Origin of the sequence: Yersinia massiliensis CCUG 53443, from assembly GCF_000312485.1 — a bacterium.
GTDB lineage: Bacteria > Pseudomonadota > Gammaproteobacteria > Enterobacterales > Enterobacteriaceae > Yersinia > Yersinia massiliensis.
Window position 1 is genome coordinate 1,881,253 of sequence record NZ_HE997643.1, and the last position, 12,520, is coordinate 1,893,772.

Sequence of the window (12,520 nt, forward strand, 5' to 3'; positions counted from 1 at the left end):
GGCCTTTTTTATCGCCAAAATAAAAATAAATACCATTAAAATTCAAAAAGTTAATACTTATGATAATATTTTATATACTTTTAGTATTGCAGATATTAAAACTTTTAGTATTATTACCTCACCGCCACACATAATTGCGTTGAGGATAAGATGAAACACTCAGAGGTTAACCATCAGGATATTCATAAAAAATTACGTGAGAGTAAATCCCACTGGTCGTATTTGTTTGATGCTAAACATTTTAACCCTAAATCAACTTACCAACTTCAAACTTGTTTTGTTGGTGAAGTTGAATACGCCATTTATGAACGGATTGAAAATTACTTTGTTCTTGTGGATTTTTTTAACAGTTACGAATCAGCAAATGAACAAGCTCGAAAAATAATTGATGAATGCGAAAAGTTTAAAAATTCAATTATTGGTTATTCTAATTATAAAGAAAGAAACTTGAATGCTTAGTTTAACGACTCATGTACTGACGCCAATCGAATACATGAGCCTAGCCAAATACACATACCTGAGAGGTTAGTTATATGGTTAAGTCAAATAGTATCATAATTAAAAATGCAACTACAAACCCATCATCTGAGAAAGTTATTCTAGTTGATAAAGACGCTCGGCATGTAGCCCAAAAATTGGCAAGTGACTATAAAACTGAATACGGTTGGTTATTAGCCAATTGGAAGTTGAGAGAGGCTTACGGGATATATATTGAAGAACCGTTCCCTAGCGTCGGTGATGTATTGGGTAATTATACTATCACGCATGCTTGCAAAGAAACCGGCTGTGTTATTAAGACTCAGACGCGCTATTTACAAATGAATAAAGGAGCTGGAATCTATGCGTAATTTATCGACATCAAACCAAATCACACCAGGTATCATCTCTGTCTCCGGTGGCTCTTCCGAAGGTGTATACATACAAGACAAGAAAGATATCTTGTACAAAGAACCTGATAATTTTACACCATTAAATTTTGGTATTTTCCCTCCGAAAGGGCAAATAGAATACCTTGCCTACACGGCTAGTAATGCTGATCGTTATGCAAAGCAATTAAGATATTTATATACAACGCTCATTGATGACGCAATTCGAAAGGTTGATGAAGATGTTGCAGCGAGGCTATGGAGCCTTACAGAAGAGTTGGTAATAATGACAACACAATCATCCAGAAATGCTAAAAAATTAATGGATGAAAATAATGAAAATTGAAAAAGTTGACCCATCCAGATTCGAAGAGTGGGAATTTGATTTAATTGATGATGGTGGTGTCGAGGTTGCATTCCAATTAAGGCCGGAACCTGTTTATTTTGTTATGCGTCACGGTCGCCGTAAGAAATGCTTTAGCCGTGAAACTGCAATTAATCGTCTAGCTCACTTTATGACTGAAAAAGTATTTAAACGGGCGGGTGTTAAGTCTCGCGTAGGCGAAACCTACACAACACTTGAAGATGGCAGGATTGCACATAATCGCGGTGAACACACTATAGATTATATTATTGCCCACTCGCGCTGTATGCGCCGTATTCGCCGCCTGTTAGCCAAGCGACGCGAAATATTAAGACAGGAAGCCAAAAAGAAAAAGCAAACTGACTCTCTTATCGATAAATATAAAAAGGCAATAGATAAGGTTGCCGAATTAAAGAAAGAGATTGTAAGTCTTAATTACTAACTAAACAAAATATTAACTATGGCCTTCGGGTTAGGACTCCCCATACCTAAAGGCCGTAAATGAGGCAACCCAAATATGAGCAATCTTGAATTAATCGGAAGATATCGTAATCGCATAGTGGCTGCAAAACTGGATTCATTGCAGCGGAAAACAGGCAGCACCTGCGTAATTAAAGAATCAGCCAGCGGGGAGATTATCTCCATTGAATTAACGGCTGAGGTATTAACACGCGCATTAGAAATGTTTGAGCTGGTAATTATTGAATCATTAGGAAAGGCCAAGGCTCGTGAGTCGATTGTTGAAACCTATAAGGATTGCGTCAAAAAGTTTGGTGGACTTACCCAAAGCGGTCACGCCCTTGTTGATCGGTTAATTGATGGGTTTGTTACAGCATCTGACGAACCAGCCACCAGCGACACACGGGAAGTGAAATGAGCAATTACGCCCAAAGAGCCGAACAAGCAACCGAGCTTGAAGCTAAAGGGCTATATCGCCGTGCTGCATGTGCTTGGCGTGACGCATTACCTCACGCCCCATCAATAGAGGTTCAGGGAATATGTGCCAGCAATGCGCAGCGTTGCTCTGACCAGGCGAAATACAAAGGAAAACCAGAAGTATGACTAAAAAACGCAATAGCAAAACTCGTCAGGGCCTTTGTGGTGTGACCTTGGCGCAAGGACACCGACTAGACCGAGCGCCAGCAAGGGAATACGTCAACGTGCAGGAATCAGTAGCGAAATACCGAACAGACGACGGCGTAGTTGAAATGCCATTAAACCGAAGCATGCGCCGGTACGCAAAACACATTGGCATCAACATCAAAGAGGTGAAGTGAAATGACGAATAAAACTGAACTAGTAGTCAATGGTGCGCCAATGATGGGTACCAAAGAAATTGCAAAGATGACTGAAAAACGCCCAGCAGACGTGATCCGCGACGTGTGGGTGATGCTGGAATCTCTTTATGGTATCAGCAAAGATAACGCAAATTTGCGTAATTATAAAAATCAACAGGTTACGTTGGTTTCTGGCGTTATTGCCTGCATCGATAATCGTGGCTTTGTCTCTGAGTTCCTCCTCGATCGCCGACATTCGGAAATTTTGGTTTCTGGTTACGACGTTAAACGTCGCGCTGCAATCATTGATCGTTGGCACGCACTTGAAACGGGCGAATCCCAGCCTCTCCTCTCACCGCCAGCACCACAGGAAACCCACATGAATAATGACATTCTTTCTCTGGCGCGTGTTGTAGCTGAGGCAACCGCATCGGCAACCATGAAAGCGGTAATTGATATTGTTGGCATTCAGAAGTACCAACCCGTAGTTGAACCAGTTGTAGCTATCGCGCCACCAGCACCAGAAGCCTTGCAGGTCAGCCACCACACGCCAGATAGCGGACAATCTGAATATGCCCTTGTGTCTGATCTGTCGTGGGCTTGTGGGTTATCAGATGATGCCTGCCGCCGATTGACTACGTTCTCGAAGCTACCTACCCGCCTGACCAATGGTGAGCGAGGCCATTTACTGATTCACCGTGATTCGTTTATGTCGGCAGCTCAAACCTTGCTTGATGAGTCCACACCACCCACCGGCAAACTTAAGCGCTGGCAGCATCCAGAGTTCGGCGGCTTCACTTTACGTCTGAAATCCGAAAACCACACAGGGGAGACAAAATAATGTTTATTCCAACCGATATTCTTCGCGCCGCTCTGCTCTGTGTCGCTGGAGAGAGCGAAACCCGCGAATACCTGAAAGGGGTGTACATCACCCCAACCCATATCAAGGCTACTGATGGCCGTGCGCTGGTGATGATGGAGCATGGCTGTGAGGTCGGTAATGATATTGATGGCGTGTTTGTCTTTGATGGTGACATTCCTGACGAAGCCGCCGATGCCGAATTAACCGCGATTGTTGCTGACGGCAGCAACTGGTATGCAGTCCATTACGATGAAAACGAGAAGCCAATTTGTTCAAACATGCTGGAACTACTCGATTGCAAATACCCCGATTTTAGCAAGCTATTACCCGCTGAACTGGAACCATGCGAAGAATTTCCCATGTTCAATGCCCGACTACTGGCATTGCCTTACCTGATGTTTCGTCATGGTTTTGGCCCGGTGAAATTCAAGCCTTACGGGAAAGAAGCACCGTGCCAGTTACTGCTCGACCCAGCCACTAATCACCTGTACGGAAACCCATTTCTGGTAATTATGCCGCTACATTCAAACGCCTTTGAACTCTGCCAGGGGGTGCTGAATGAAGAAGGTATTTGAGATTATGTGGACGCTGTTCTTTTCTACCCTTGTCGGCGTTGGGCTTACTTCTGGCTTCTATGCTTGGCTTGGCTGGGTCATTTGGTTGCGGGAGGTGTTGGCATGAAATTCGATTATCAAGACAGCGGCGCGGTGGCCAGCATCACGATCACCAGCACGATATTTGAATTCCGTAAACATAACCGTGTGGTTGATAAGGTGTTGCTTCTGGTAGATGTTAGCCCACACCGAACCGGATCATTCTTCATGAAAACCGTGCTTTCCGGTCGCTCTGCGGCGGTGCTCAGGGCTTATAAACTTGTGGCTCGGGGGGTGTCGCGATGAAGAAATCACTTGAGCTAATTGGTGGCAAAGATAAGGGGGTTGTCGCACCCGTTCCCGCTAATAGCAAGGCTATCGGCCAATCTGGTCAGCAAAGCATATTACCACTGGCGTACATCATCAGATTAGCGTGGGGTAACCCCGGCGATATCACAGGCGCTGTATGGGCGGCTGGTTACCGTAAGCCAGAGAAATCAGCCGAGGAAGCCGCTCTACTGACTTTGGATCTGATTACGAATGATTATTACGGAAATGATATCCCTTTCGAGTATTGGCCCACAACTTATGACCACGTGCTATCTGGCGAACTGAACCTGATTGTTTTCGAGGCTGTATATCTAGATAACTCGAACTCCGTCAGTGTTGCAAGGGCGATTATCGACGCCGGATACAGCAAGGTGGGTACCAATGGGTAAACAGGCTGATATCAACGACACCCAAGTACGGGCCACGGTTCGGATAGATGATGGTCGCGACTGGACGAAATGGCTTAACTGGAAAATGCGTGAAAAGTACCGCATGCGGAATGGGATAAATGAAGCACCACCAGCCAGACCGAAGGTAGCACCAGTGACAATAACGCCGATTAAACAGCCCCGGAAACGGGGTTATAAGGTGGTTCAGAAAGCGATAGGGGCGGTGTGATGAATAAACAAGACCATATAAAAATGCTTCAGTTTGAGATTGAGTTGTTGGAAAAACAGACAGCATCAAGCAATCCATGCGCCGCGCTACACGCTGAGTTTGTTCTCTCTAGCTACCGAGTTGCCCTATCTGCGCTAATGGCTGAACCGGTTTATTGGGAGATTGCCGGAATCCTATTTTCAACGCGAGAGGATGCACTTAAGCCCGGTTTTCGAGGAACCCCAGAGCCGCTATACGAAGAGCTAATTGTGGAGGCGAAACAGTGAAATTCAAATGTACAGGCAAGTGGAACGGTGAACCATTCGAGCGCGTTACCGAAGCAGAAGACGAGGCCGATTGCTACGGGCATTGGCACTGGTGGGCCTCGATGGGTGAAGCCACTATTACTGATTTTGTCATGGAGGTATGCGCAGATGAGCAACCGTCAGCAGTTTGAAAAACGTTGTCACTACGTAGGCGGCTTTGATTTAACTCGCCATGGCAACGGCTACGCTAGCTACAGAACGGATTTAGGCTGGACATGGTGGCAAGCGGCAATCAAAACACCGGTAATGCTCCCCCCCAATGATTGATATCACTGGTCTGGAGGGTGAAGACCTAAACTCCGCGAACCATTTCAACGCTGCCATTGCTATGTGCTCTATAGCGATCCGGAAGGCGGGTTACTCAAGCGAGTGTTCACCAATGTTTTACCCTACAGATAAGCAAGGCGGCTAATTATGATCACATGTGAATTATTGACAATTGAACGGGTAGAAAAGGCTGTAGGGTATGACCGCACAACCATCTACCTGCGCATCAAAGAAGGGACATTCCCAAAACCAGTTAAAGACGGGCGCAACTCTCGTTGGCCGTCAACGGTGATTCAGGAATGGATTGATAACCTTATTGTGGAGAATCAGAAGCAATCAGGCCAGTAACCCACTGGCCCCACTCTTCCATTAACTGCCGTCTCTCTGGCATGTACTCGGCGTGATTGTATGCGGCTGACACACGGTTTTTTTCAACGTGTGCTAGCTGCCGCTCGATAACTTCATGCCGATATCCCATTTCATGCAACCTGGTTGAAGCTGTAGCGCGGAAATCGTGAGTTGTTATCACCGTACGAGCGTATCCCAACTGCACAATAGCCCTATTTAAAGTGGATGCTCCCATGTAAGTGTTGTTTAGTCTGGTATTGGGGAATAACCAACGCCTATTACCCGTAATTTTCTTCAATTCATTTAGCAGGGATATTACTGGGGCAGACAATGGCACTCTATGCATTCGCCCCATTTTCATTAGTTCCGGGGGAATAACCCATTCCGCATTATCAAAATCAATATGTGACCATTCAGCCGAACGTAATTCAGCTTGTCTAACAAATACTAGCGGCAAGATTCTTAGCGCTATAATAGTCGCTTGGTTACCGGTGGAGCTATCAAGACGCAAATAATAATCACGTAACTCATCACCAGTGAGCGGTCTAGAATGTTCGGTTTTAGGGACTATAATAGCCCCCCTTAATGCCGCGGCCGGATCGGAGTCTGCGCGTAATGTCGCTACGCCATAGCAAAAAACAGCAGAGCACCACTGCCGTACTTTAACCGCTACGGATTTAGCGCCCCGACTCTCAAGGTCTCTAATTATTTTTAATATATGAGAGGCGTTAATTTCCCGCATAGGCATAGCGCCAATAGCGGGGAAAATATCGTTATACATAAAACCAGTGATCTGATTTTTTGAATTTTTTGCCCAATGCTCCCCTTTTTTATCCAGCCATTCTTTTGCCACTATTTCGAATGTATTGGCGTTCTCAGCTTTTGCGATATCCCGCTCAACTGCTTTGGCTTCCTTGGGGGCGATGCCGTTTTTTACCTGCTCCCTAGCCCACTCACGCAATCGACGAGCTTCGGCCAACGATACGGCAGGGTAACTCCCGATAGTGTAGCGTCCGTCCTTTGTAGGCGTGATCCAGTAGCGATAACGCCATGTCTTTACACCCGAGGGGCGAACATCCAAGTACAGGCCGTTACCATCCTGCAATTGATAGGCTTTTTCTTGAGGTTTAGCGTTGCGGGCTTTGGTATCAGTTAACTTCATAGGGCCACCGGATAACCGTTTATTTGTCCGGTAGCTTGTCCGGTTTATTATTCGCTGTCAATCAATGTTGTTAGATGCCAATAAACACAAAGCCCTGCAATAGCGAGGCCTTGAGAGATTTATTCGATGTTAACGGATTCTATTAAACATCAAAGTTTATTCCGCAGCGAAATGGTTATCCAATAGCGCCTGACAGGAAGGCGGCAATGGTGGTGGTAAGGTTTTACCCGGCTTAGCACTTGGCTGATGAGGCTGGAACCAGCTCTCCAGCTCCGCACCACAACCATCACCTGGTGGCGGTGAATCTTGATCCAAGCATTCCAAGCTATCAGCGGGGCAGCGTAAGCGGACATGCATATGAGCGCGGTGAGCAAACCATGGGCGCACTTTATGCAGCCAATTGCGATCCGTACCTGCATCCAGACAAAGTTGTTTTTTGATGGCTGGATTGACGAAGATACGCGTCACTTCACTATCTTGAGCCGCTAACTTAATCAGACTTTCAATCTGCGGTTGCCATAATGCAGGCACCACACGTTTACCGTCAACGGCAACCAAATCAATGGGTTGTGGCTTAAGTAATTGCTGTTGGCTCCAGCGCTGTTTGGGCAACTGTAACCAGATATCCACATCCAGACCTGATTGATGGCTAGCATGACCACTGCTAAAACGCCCACCCGCTGGCATCGCCATATCACCAATCAGAACTGTACCCAGCTGATTTTTCTCTGCTTTCTCGCTCAGACGGTGAATAAAGTTCAGCAAATCAGGGTGACCAAAATAGCGGCGTTGATCCGGTCGCATCACCTGATATTGCGCTGACTGAAGCGGCAAAGGCATGGCCCCAATCACACAACCGTTAGCGAAACCGCCGATCGCTTGCGGCGATCCTGCCACTGGGTTCGCAATTTGCTGCCACGGTGTCGCAGCAAGGACGGGGGCCGCAAGGGTCAATGTCAAAAGACCCGCAATCCATTTTTTCATCGTGCCTACCAGCGTGGAACGTTTGAAACCACATCACCGCACTGCGCACGTTGACGCAGTAAGTGATCCATTAACACGATAGCCATCATCGCTTCTGCAATCGGCACCGCACGGATACCGACGCAAGGGTCATGGCGGCCACGGGTGACCATTTCAACCGCTTCACCTTGCCGATTAATGGTTTGCCCTGGCACCATAATACTGGAGGTTGGCTTCAGCGCGATATGCGCTACGACAGGTTGGCCGCTACTAATGCCCCCCAAAATGCCACCCGCGTGGTTGCTCTGAAAACCTTCTGGGGTGATTTCATCGCGGTTTTCGCTGCCACGTTTGGTGACCACGGCAAAACCATCACCGATTTCTACCCCTTTCACCGCATTGATGCTCATCAGCGCATGGGCTAAGTCTGCATCCAACCGGTCAAATACGGGTTCGCCTAACCCGACCGGAACATGTTCAGCAACAACCGTAATTTTGGCACCAATAGAATCGCCAGCCTTTTTCAGCTCACGCATCAATGCGTCCAGAGGTTCTAATTTGCTCGCATCTGGGCAGAAGAATGGGTTTTGCTCAACCAGATCCCAGTCAATTAAATCGCAGTTAATATCGCCCATTTGGGCCAGATAGCCTCGCACCTGCACACCGAATTTCTGCGCCAGATATTTTTTGGCGATAGCACCGGCGGCGACACGCATGGCGGTTTCACGGGCCGATGAACGGCCACCACCACGATAATCGCGCGTACCGTATTTTTGTTCGTAGGTATAGTCAGCATGACCAGGGCGGAACACATCTTTGATCGCGCTGTAATCCTGCGAACGTTGATCGGTATTTTCGATCATCAACCCGATACTTGTCCCAGTGGTTACCCCCTCAAACACGCCAGATAAAATACGCACTTCATCTGCTTCGCGGCGTTGAGTGGTATAACGTGATGTGCCTGGGCGACGCCTATCGAGATCCAACTGAATGTCAGCCTCGGTGATGGGAATACCCGGCGGAACCCCATCGATAATGCACCCCAAGGCGATACCGTGAGACTCACCAAATGTGGTGACGCGGAAAAACTGCCCAATACTGTTCCCAGCCATCACGGCTCCTTACCCTGTAGTGACAAATAAATAACTCGCCATCCGTCCGCCAGCCCGATATTCATCGACCTGACAGATTGTTCGATAGCGATAGTTTCGTTTAAGTATCGATGACTTAATCGCGATACATACTAAAATGTGGCTTGCAATCAATCAATTGCTGTTTAGTCAGCATAAAGACGCCGTCGCCGCCATTGTCAAACTCAAGCCAAGTGAACGGGACATCAGGATATTGATCCATCAAATGGACCATGCTGTTCCCTACTTCGCAAATCAACACGCCGCCATCTTGTAAAAAGTCCGGCGCACAGGCCAGAATTCGACGCGTCAATTTCAGACCATCGCTGCCCGCCGCCAAGCCTAATTCAGGCTCAAAGCGGAACTCTTGCGGCAAGTCAGCCATATCTTCAGCATCGACATACGGTGGGTTAGTGACAATTAAATCGTATTTGATCGGTGGCAAATCGCGGAACAGATCGGAGCGGATCGGCGTAACTTGATGAATCATTCCGTGCTGCTCGATATTGTGCTCAGTCACCGCCAAAACATCGTTGGAGATATCAACGGCGTCCACTTCGGCTTCAGGGAAAGCATATGCGCAGGCAATAGCAATACAGCCGCTGCCCGTACACATATCTAAAATATGATTGGGTTGATGACGAATCAGCCCATCAAAGCGGTTATTGATCAATTCACCAATCGGCGAGCGCGGCACCAACACACGTTCATCCACATAATATTCCATGCCACAGAACCAAGCCTTATTGGTCAAGTAGGCCACTGGAATACGTTCGTTAACGCGGCGGATAACTCGCTCAACAATGCGATGACGCTCGCTGGAGGTCAGACGCGCATTGCGCATATCCTCTGGAATATCAATCGGTAAAAACAGGCTGGGGAAAACCAGTTGCACCGCTTCGTCCCACGGATTATCCGTTCCGTGACCATAAAAAATATTGGCTGCATTAAACCGGCTGACTGCCCAACGCAGCATATCTTGAATGGTGTGCAGCTCACTGACTGCTTCATCGACGAAAATCTTGTCCAAGGTTATCTCCAACAGGTGCGTAAAATCATTCTCTATGCCCCTAGTTTGCCATGAAGCCCGCGACAAATCAGCAGCAATACATCAGTTGAATGATAACCCAATAATGATAGGCGCATTAAAGTCGCGGTCTTAACCCAATTTTTATTTAGGCGGATGACCATCAACAGGTAAACTGAAGGCAATTGAAACAGGCTAATGAACCGATAATGAAAAAAAAATATCACCTGACAGCGGATGAGTTACAACTCTTTAAAGAGTCGATTGCGGGCGCAAAAAAGCTCAAGCAAGACACGATCCTCCACCGTTCGCCGCCTAAATTGGGCCAAAAAATTGCGCCTGAACGATTAATCCAAGAGCAAGTTGATGCCAGCTATTATTTCTCTGATGAATTCCAGCCACAGTTGGATATGGATGGCCCGACACGTTATGTACGGCCAGGCGTTGATCATTTTGAAGTTAAAAAGTTGCGGCGCGGTGATTATTCACCCGATATGTTTTTAGATTTGCATGGATTAACGCAAAAACAGGCGAAGCAAGAATTGGGCGCATTGATTGCTGCCTGCAAACGCGAACATGTCCATTGTGCTTGTGTCATGCATGGTCATGGCAAACATGTTTTGAAGCAGCAAACGCCACTGTGGTTAGCTCAGCACCCAGATGTGCTGGCATTCCATCAAGCCCCTAAGGAATGGGGAGGAACTGCGGCATTATTGGTTTTGATAGAGCTAGCTGAGTAATTTGACCGCGCAGGAAGTGAATATAGGAGTACCAAAAAAAGGTGCTCGATTTACCTCGCCATCTACTTACATCACCTGACTCGCGTGTTGGCGTTTAGGTATCAAGCGATAACCTTGGTTTGTTTTTCATCCACAAACAGAGGTTAAATATGAACACGCATAGTCAGGAAAGCACGCTGTCAGCAACAACACGGGTAGAAAGTATACCGAGAGTTTCTGACCTGATGCCATTCAGGTATTACAAGCCTCAGGTGCACTTAGCAAAGAATCCTACTTCATCCAAACTTCCGCATGTGCATAATCGTCCAAACAGAGAAATCACAAAGCCTGATGAGACTATTGGGAATAATAATATCTACAAAGTTAAACTAGGAGGTGGCTGCAGAGAAATTAATCTCATGGAGGGTTCAAGCGACAACACCCTCGAATTTGGCAGCGGGATTACCCCTGATATGCTGCATTTTGAAAAATCTCCGCATTTCACTCCATTGTTTCCTAAGTTCACAATCAGTGTGCTTGGTAGTCAATCCGATGATAGTGTCATTATTAGTGAGAGTTTGAATGACCGCTTCGCTCTCTCAAGCCGATTCAAAGACATTTCGGTTGACGGCCAAACCCTACCGATGGAAACCATACGAACTGCACTGCGTAAAAATGAGCAACCAGTCTGGTTAGCAAAAGAAACGCCTCCAGTTTTGGATAATAAAGTTGTTCCCGTCGTTGAAAAAATTACGGCCGACACCTTACAAACAACCTATGGTAGCCCGGCAGAAATACAGATGTTGACTAATGCTATGGCTTCATTTGGCGAAAACGGTTTAGTTTCATTTAGCAAGGATGTCATCAGTGATGTTGCTTCAAATATCTTCAGAGGCATCTCTACCCCTCACGCTTTTCGATTCTTGATGACCACGCTGTAAAATGACGAAAGGCGCAATATTTTCATATCGCGCCTTTTTTCTCTCAAGAACAATATTTCAAAAGCAATATCTCGAAAACCGTCTCGAAATACCCCCAACACCGCCGCTATTTTAGCCGTGGCAGGCTTTCGCCATTAACTGTGTTGGGCTGACTTGCCAGTCAAAAGTCCCTTTGCCCGTTTCGCTATTTAGCGTGACACACGCGATGGCAGATGTGGCGAACATCGGCGGGCACTGCCCTGGACAAAGTTCAGCCACCAAATAGCCCACCAGCGGTAAATGCGAAATAATCAACACTGCCTCGTGGTCTTCTTTCGCGAGCGCTTGCAGATAGCAGCAGATAAAAGCGGCATCCCCACCTGGCGTTAATTCGGGCATCACTTCCTGCTCTGCCGGTAGCGTCATGACGCCACGCACAACTTCCAAAGTCTGTTCAGCACGCAAATAAGGACTCACCAGAATCTGATCGACATCGACCGATTGCTCGTTAAGCCAACTTGCTATCTGACGTGATTCATCCTGACCACACAGAGTTAGAGGCCTTAACGCATCACTTGCTGCGTCAAGCGCCGCGTCACCGTGACGCATAATGAAAACTTGCATATTGCACCGTTTTTGTTAACAAAATAACGCTATACAGAAACGCTTTGCGTGCTGTACCGCCGAAACCTTTACCCGAAGATAAAGAAACTTCATAACGATAACGCGCCGTCTCTCTATGGCGGCCGGGCATTTTGCCTGAAACTTA

Annotated in this window: 24 protein-coding genes; 19 read left to right on the forward strand and 5 right to left on the reverse strand. The window is 46.9% G+C overall.

The window, feature by feature from the left end; translation table 11 throughout:
* Nucleotides 1–150: 150 nt before the first annotated feature.
* The 17 genes from BN68_RS08530 (at nt 151) to BN68_RS08600 (ending at nt 5,830) form a co-directional block, all read left to right on the forward strand.
* Nucleotides 151–459 (forward strand): hypothetical protein, encoded by a 309-nt coding sequence (locus tag BN68_RS08530; protein ID WP_019210753.1) that lies wholly within the window; start codon nt 151–153, stop codon nt 457–459.
* 74 nt (nt 460–533) lie between these two features.
* Nucleotides 534–848 carry a hypothetical protein gene (locus BN68_RS08535; RefSeq protein WP_019210754.1) on the forward strand — a complete coding sequence of 105 codons (315 nt, stop codon included), beginning with the start codon at nt 534–536 and terminating at the stop codon, nt 846–848.
* Nucleotides 841–1,212, forward strand: a complete 372-nt coding sequence (locus BN68_RS08540) for a hypothetical protein (protein WP_019210755.1) — start codon at nt 841–843, stop codon at nt 1,210–1,212. Before BN68_RS08535 ends, BN68_RS08540 begins: the two co-directional genes overlap by 8 nt.
* Nucleotides 1,202–1,672, forward strand: a complete 471-nt coding sequence (locus BN68_RS08545; protein WP_019210756.1) for a hypothetical protein — start codon at nt 1,202–1,204, stop codon at nt 1,670–1,672. Before BN68_RS08540 ends, BN68_RS08545 begins: the two co-directional genes overlap by 11 nt.
* A 75-nt stretch (nt 1,673–1,747) precedes the next feature.
* Entirely contained in the window at nt 1,748–2,107 is a 360-nt protein-coding gene (locus tag BN68_RS22895) for a hypothetical protein (protein WP_019210757.1), read from the forward strand.
* Nucleotides 2,104–2,292: a hypothetical protein gene (locus tag BN68_RS08555; RefSeq protein WP_019210758.1), complete on the forward strand. Its 189-nt coding sequence runs from the start codon at nt 2,104–2,106 to the stop codon at nt 2,290–2,292. The genes BN68_RS22895 and BN68_RS08555 overlap by 4 nt, the downstream gene beginning before the upstream one ends.
* The gene (locus BN68_RS08560) at nt 2,289–2,507 is read left to right on the forward strand and encodes a hypothetical protein (protein ID WP_019210759.1); all 219 of its coding nucleotides are present in this window, start codon (nt 2,289–2,291) and stop codon (nt 2,505–2,507) included. Before BN68_RS08555 ends, BN68_RS08560 begins: the two co-directional genes overlap by 4 nt.
* A 1-nt stretch (nt 2,508) precedes the next feature.
* Nucleotides 2,509–3,348, forward strand: a complete 840-nt coding sequence (locus BN68_RS08565) for a Rha family transcriptional regulator (protein WP_019210760.1) — start codon at nt 2,509–2,511, stop codon at nt 3,346–3,348.
* Nucleotides 3,348–3,944 (forward strand): beta clamp domain-containing protein, encoded by a 597-nt coding sequence (locus tag BN68_RS22900; protein WP_019210761.1) that lies wholly within the window; start codon nt 3,348–3,350, stop codon nt 3,942–3,944. Before BN68_RS08565 ends, BN68_RS22900 begins: the two co-directional genes overlap by 1 nt.
* Nucleotides 3,928–4,050, forward strand: coding sequence for a hypothetical protein (locus BN68_RS08575; protein ID WP_019210762.1), 123 nt, complete (start codon nt 3,928–3,930; stop codon nt 4,048–4,050). The genes BN68_RS22900 and BN68_RS08575 overlap by 17 nt, the downstream gene beginning before the upstream one ends.
* Nucleotides 4,047–4,268 carry a hypothetical protein gene (locus tag BN68_RS08580; protein ID WP_019210763.1) on the forward strand — a complete coding sequence of 74 codons (222 nt, stop codon included), beginning with the start codon at nt 4,047–4,049 and terminating at the stop codon, nt 4,266–4,268. The genes BN68_RS08575 and BN68_RS08580 overlap by 4 nt, the downstream gene beginning before the upstream one ends.
* Nucleotides 4,265–4,681 (forward strand): hypothetical protein, encoded by a 417-nt coding sequence (locus BN68_RS08585; RefSeq protein WP_019210764.1) that lies wholly within the window; start codon nt 4,265–4,267, stop codon nt 4,679–4,681. The genes BN68_RS08580 and BN68_RS08585 overlap by 4 nt, the downstream gene beginning before the upstream one ends.
* Complete coding sequence (locus tag BN68_RS08590) at nt 4,674–4,910, forward strand: hypothetical protein (protein WP_019210765.1); 237 nt, start codon at nt 4,674–4,676, stop codon at nt 4,908–4,910. The genes BN68_RS08585 and BN68_RS08590 overlap by 8 nt, the downstream gene beginning before the upstream one ends.
* Nucleotides 4,910–5,176 carry a hypothetical protein gene (locus BN68_RS08595; protein WP_019210766.1) on the forward strand — a complete coding sequence of 89 codons (267 nt, stop codon included), beginning with the start codon at nt 4,910–4,912 and terminating at the stop codon, nt 5,174–5,176. Before BN68_RS08590 ends, BN68_RS08595 begins: the two co-directional genes overlap by 1 nt.
* On the forward strand, nt 5,173–5,346 hold the full coding sequence (locus BN68_RS24125; protein ID WP_019210767.1) for a hypothetical protein: 174 nt from the start codon (nt 5,173–5,175) through the stop codon (nt 5,344–5,346). Before BN68_RS08595 ends, BN68_RS24125 begins: the two co-directional genes overlap by 4 nt.
* Nucleotides 5,324–5,482 (forward strand): hypothetical protein, encoded by a 159-nt coding sequence (locus BN68_RS23880; RefSeq protein ID WP_155408998.1) that lies wholly within the window; start codon nt 5,324–5,326, stop codon nt 5,480–5,482. Before BN68_RS24125 ends, BN68_RS23880 begins: the two co-directional genes overlap by 23 nt.
* 147 nt (nt 5,483–5,629) lie before the next feature.
* Nucleotides 5,630–5,830, forward strand: a complete 201-nt coding sequence (locus BN68_RS08600) for a helix-turn-helix transcriptional regulator (RefSeq protein WP_042806437.1) — start codon at nt 5,630–5,632, stop codon at nt 5,828–5,830.
* Here the strand turns inward: BN68_RS08600 and BN68_RS08605 are convergent.
* From BN68_RS08605 to prmB, 4 genes are all read right to left on the reverse strand, one after another.
* Nucleotides 5,796–6,992: a tyrosine-type recombinase/integrase gene (locus BN68_RS08605; protein ID WP_019210768.1), complete on the reverse strand. Its 1,197-nt coding sequence runs from the start codon at nt 6,990–6,992 to the stop codon at nt 5,796–5,798. The two genes, BN68_RS08600 and BN68_RS08605, sit on opposite strands and share 35 nt — an antisense overlap.
* A 156-nt stretch (nt 6,993–7,148) precedes the next feature.
* Nucleotides 7,149–7,976 carry a penicillin-insensitive murein endopeptidase gene (mepA, locus tag BN68_RS08610; protein ID WP_019210769.1) on the reverse strand — a complete coding sequence of 276 codons (828 nt, stop codon included), beginning with the start codon at nt 7,974–7,976 and terminating at the stop codon, nt 7,149–7,151.
* 5 nt (nt 7,977–7,981) lie between these two features.
* The gene (aroC, locus tag BN68_RS08615) at nt 7,982–9,067 is read right to left on the reverse strand and encodes a chorismate synthase (protein ID WP_019210770.1); all 1,086 of its coding nucleotides are present in this window, start codon (nt 9,065–9,067) and stop codon (nt 7,982–7,984) included.
* A 115-nt stretch (nt 9,068–9,182) separates the two neighbouring features.
* Complete coding sequence (gene prmB / locus BN68_RS08620) at nt 9,183–10,115, reverse strand: 50S ribosomal protein L3 N(5)-glutamine methyltransferase (RefSeq protein ID WP_019210771.1); 933 nt, start codon at nt 10,113–10,115, stop codon at nt 9,183–9,185.
* Nucleotides 10,116–10,321: 206 nt separating this feature from the next.
* On the opposite strand from prmB, the gene smrB reads away from it, so the two are divergent.
* Nucleotides 10,322–10,852 (forward strand): endonuclease SmrB, encoded by a 531-nt coding sequence (smrB, locus tag BN68_RS08630; protein ID WP_019210773.1) that lies wholly within the window; start codon nt 10,322–10,324, stop codon nt 10,850–10,852.
* 149 nt (nt 10,853–11,001) lie between these two features.
* The gene (locus tag BN68_RS08635; protein ID WP_145579356.1) at nt 11,002–11,772 is read left to right on the forward strand and encodes a hypothetical protein; all 771 of its coding nucleotides are present in this window, start codon (nt 11,002–11,004) and stop codon (nt 11,770–11,772) included.
* Nucleotides 11,773–11,883: 111 nt separating this feature from the next.
* Here BN68_RS08635 and sixA read toward each other — a convergent pair whose 3' ends face one another.
* Nucleotides 11,884–12,375 carry a phosphohistidine phosphatase SixA gene (gene sixA, locus BN68_RS08640; protein ID WP_019210775.1) on the reverse strand — a complete coding sequence of 164 codons (492 nt, stop codon included), beginning with the start codon at nt 12,373–12,375 and terminating at the stop codon, nt 11,884–11,886.
* Nucleotides 12,376–12,520 lie beyond the last annotated feature (145 nt).